2 protein-coding genes are annotated in these 3,778 nt (G+C 59.5%); both read left to right on the top strand.

What is annotated here, in order from left to right; genetic code table 11:
• A partial coding sequence (locus B3M52_RS13150; protein WP_286749661.1) for a condensation domain-containing protein occupies nt 1-2,790 on the top strand: 2,790 nt, incomplete at its 5' end.
• Nucleotides 2,791-2,939: 149 nt separating this feature from the next.
• Nucleotides 2,940-3,778: TonB-dependent siderophore receptor (locus tag B3M52_RS13145; protein ID WP_286749660.1), on the top strand; the 839-nt coding region annotated here is incomplete at its 3' end.

Here is a 3,778-nt window from a genome sequence, read left to right as displayed (position 1 = left end):
CTCTACCTGGGTGGCGCCCTGGCACGGGGCTACCTGGACCGCCCGGACATCACCGCGGAACGCTTTGTACCCAACCCCTTCCGGGCCGGCGAGCGTCTTTACCGTACCGGTGACCGGGTGAAACTGAACCAGGAGGGTCAGTTGGAATACCTGGGGCGGATGGACCAGCAGGTGAAACTGCGGGGCTTCCGGATCGAGATCGGGGAAGTGGAGTCGGCGTTGAAGGGCTGCGAGGGGGTGAAAGACACCCTGGCGGTTGTGAAAGATACTGCGGCCGGTCAGCGGCTGGTAGGTTATGTGTCTGGTGAGGGGTTGGATGAGCGTGCCATCAAGACACAGCTACGGGAGCAATTGCCGGAGTACATGGTGCCGTCGCACGTGGTCACCCTGGCGGAACTGCCCAAGCTGCCCAATGGCAAGCTGGATCGTAATGCGTTGCCAGAGCCTGTCTCGCGAACGAAACAGCATCAGAGGCCAGAAGGCGCGCGCGAGGTCCTGCTGGCCGAACTGTGGGCCGCAATGCTGGGAGCGGCTGAGGTCGGCAGGAATGACAGTTTCTTCGAGCTGGGTGGTGATTCCATCCAGTCCCTGGAGCTGATCACCCGTTTGCGTCAGTTGCGCTGGCAAGTGACACCGAAAACCGTGTTCCTGAAACCGCGACTCTCGGAGTTGGCCGCTGCTTTGGAGCCGATAACGACGTCAGCCTCCGAAACTGCAAGGGCCGAAGGCCTTGTGCCACTGACACCGATTCAGGCCCATTTTTTCGAGCAGCCTCTGCCTGATTATTCCCATTGGAACCAGTCGGTATTGCTTGAGGTCATTCACCCGCTTGACGAGGAACTGCTGCGGCGAGCGGTTGCGGCGCTGATCGAACACCACGATGTCCTCCGCCTGGGCTTCCACCGTGAACGGGATGTCTGGTATGGAAACTACCGGGCTACAGAGTCCGTGGACCGGCTTTTCAGTGTCGTGGTGCTGCCAGACGAGGGTTTGGTGACGACGACTTGTGACCGAATACAGCGCAGTTTCGATCTCGAGAACGGCCCCCTTGCAGCCATTGTGCTGATGACACTTCCGGACGGTGGGCAGCGACTGTTGGTCAGCGCCCATCACTTGATTGTTGACGGTGTCTCCTGGCGGATTCTCCTGGACGATCTCGGCGAAGCCTACCGGCAGGTTGCCGAGGGAAGGGCAACTGATGCTCGGCTACCGCGCGCTACTTTCCAGTCCTGGGCCAATCACCTCCGCGAGCGTGCCGATCAGGGAGCATGGCAGCAGGAACTGGCGTATTGGGAACGTTTTTCCACTGCCCCTGAGCCCTGGCCGGTGGACAATCCGGCGGGCAGCCGGGCGACACGGTATGAGGAACTCTGCGAGTGGAGCCTGTCCGCCGGTCAAACCCGAACGTTGCTCCGTCAAACCCTGGCGGCGTTTGAGGCGGGCATGGACGATGTCATGCTGGCTGCCCTGGCGGAGGGGCTGCGGGCATGGGGTGGTCTGCAGCGACCCATCGTCGCCGTAGAGGGTCATGGCCGGGAAACCGACGATGCAGCCCTCGATCTGAGCCGCACACTGGGTTGGTTTACCAGCCTGTATCCGGTTCAGCTCGAACCCACAGGCAATCCGTTATTAACCCTAGACGCGACCCGCCATCTGCGTGCCGGGATTCCGGGCAAGGGACTCGGATACGGTGCCCTTCGATACCTGGGCGACCCTAAAACCCGTTCGCGTCTGAAACGCCTGCCGGAACCGGACCTGGCATTCAATTACCTGGGTCAGTTTGACGACACCCTTGCGAGCGGTCGTTTTAGATTGGCGCCGGAGTCGGCGGGTGAGTTGGTGGACCCCGATGCGCCCCTCGGGCGGGAGCTGGAAATAAACGGCCAGGTCTATCAGGGGCAGTTGACGCTCAGTTGTCGCTACAGTGGTCAGCGATATCAGGCTTCCAACGTCCAGCGGCTGATGAGAGCGATTGGCCTGGCTCTGGAAACCCTGGTGGCCGGCACATCGGAGGCATTACCGGCGGAGGCCGAGCGGCCGTCGGCGGGTAAGCTGAATCCTCTGATTCGTCTTTCAGAGTCGCGTGGGACAGCACCGCAACTATTCTGTCCGCACCCGGTCAGCGGCACGGTGGTTGGCTACTATCCGCTTGCCTCACGATTGGCGGGCGACTGGTCGGTCTGGGGTTTTCAGAATCGACAGATTCTTGATTCAAGCTGGCGCGACCGGTCACTGGCCGCGATGGCAAGGGACTACGTGAAGGAGATGCTGGCGCTACAACCCCAGGGGCCATACTACCTCCTTGGTTGGTCCATGGGTGGTGCGCTAGTGCTGGAAATGGCGAGCCTGCTGGAGCGCCTGGGCAGGGAAGTGGCCTGGGTCGGCCTGATCGATGGTTATATCCCCGGGGCTGGCCACCGGTCCGTCGAAAACAATCCCGAATCATCCCCTGAGGGCGTCGCCCAGGATGAGTGGCAGCAATTGCTGGATGTGGAAAGGCATATGCGCCGGCTGGCAAGGGCCCATGAACGGGTCAAACCACTTCGGGCGCCAGTGCATGCGTGGTGGGCAAAGCAGTCACCAGAGAGCAATGACAATGCAGAAGCGCTACTGACCGCCTTTATCGGCTGCAAACCTGCCAGCTCGGTGTGGATCGATACTCACCATCTGGGAATTGTACGCCATCCGGAATTTCTTGAATCGATGCCCCGTTCGTTGGAAGCGAACTCCAATTCCACGGTCGGAGCCGATGGTATGAAAGTGGGGCGTTCAGGCGAACCAGTGGGTTAGGCCTTAACAGGCATTGAATATAACGCATTTTCTAATGTAAATAGGAATTGTTATCGTTGAGTTTAAAATTAAATATACTTAAGATAGCTTCAGCTTCAGGTAAGGCGCCGGGTTTTGGCGCTTTTGTCACATTCAGTAGGGAATCAGTTATGACGTTTAAGGAAAACGGCTTATCCGCCTTCCGAATCAGTCTGCTTGCGGCTGCAGTAGGCACCTCTGGCCACGCCTTTGCCCAGGACGAGAATAACGCAACGGAACTCGAGGAAATTCAGGTCACCGCTGAGAGGGAAGGGCCGCAGGGACCTGACTATGGCTACGAGGCGGAACGAAGCCTGACGGCGACCAAGACGAACACGCCGCTGGCTGAAACACCGCGGTCGGTTTCCGTTGCTACCAGGGAGCGCATCGAAGACCAGAATGCCCAGACGTTGTCCGATATTCTCTACTACATGCCGGGTGTTTCCTCGACCAAGTTCCCGGTCGGTGATGGTCTTGCCGGTGACATTTTCTATATTCGCGGTATGAACCAGCGCGACTACGGCTACGGTACCTACCGCGATGGCCTCAGGGTTCAGCCCAACGCCTACTCCACCTCGGCAGAGCCCTTCGGGCTTGAGCGGGTTGAGGTGTTCAAGGGCCCCACTTCCGTACTGTACGGTGAGAACGTGCCGGGCGGACTGGTGAACCTGGTGAGCAAGCGTCCCACTGAGACCGATCAGGGCCAGGTAAACCTGAGCTACGGCACCCATGACCGCAAACAGGTATCCGCTGATATTTCCGGTGCGATGACCGATGATGGCAAGGTGCTGGGGCGCATGGTGTTCCTGAGCCGGCGATCCGATACCCAGACCGACAGCGTGCCGGACGACCGGCTTTACTTTGCACCGTCCATGACCCTGAAACTGACCGATCAGGACACCCTGACACTGCTGGTCTCCTATCAGAAAGACGATACCGAAATTCAGTTGGGGCTACCGGCAGGCGGAAC

The sequence above is a fragment of the Marinobacter sp. UBA2688 genome, assembly GCF_002352785.1.
Lineage (GTDB): Bacteria > Pseudomonadota > Gammaproteobacteria > Pseudomonadales > Oleiphilaceae > Marinobacter > Marinobacter salarius.
This window is presented reverse-complemented; position numbering and strand designations above follow the sequence as displayed.